The organism is Photorhabdus heterorhabditis (assembly GCF_018448905.1).
Classification (GTDB): domain Bacteria; phylum Pseudomonadota; class Gammaproteobacteria; order Enterobacterales; family Enterobacteriaceae; genus Photorhabdus; species Photorhabdus heterorhabditis.
The window spans coordinates 1-278 of sequence record NZ_RCWA01000201.1; the positions used below are offsets into that span (position 1 = coordinate 1).

Consider the following 278-nt stretch of genomic DNA (forward strand, 5'->3'; position numbering starts at 1 on the left):
ATTAATTTAATGCTTTAACGCTTCAATTTTATCCCGGCTCAGTCCGGTACTGGTGACAATAATATCCAGGCTGACGCCATGCCGTAATAAGGCTCGAGCCGTTTCCACTTTACCTTCCTCTCGGCCTAGTTCAATACCTTCCTCTCGGCCTTGCTCAATACCTTGCTTGATACCTTGCTCGCGCCCTTTTTGTTCAAGCTGTTCTGCAATAGTCATCAACATCGTTTCATGCTCCGGAGATTGTTCAATCAGTTGATGGACAAAGTGTGAGAGATCCA

The 278-nt window shown here is 45.7% G+C and carries 1 pseudogene; it reads right to left on the minus strand.

Features of this window, described 5'->3' with window-relative positions:
• Window positions 1–6: 6 nt before the first annotated feature.
• Window positions 7–278: pseudogene (locus EAE89_RS23290) on the minus strand (ISNCY family transposase); the annotation flags it as partial.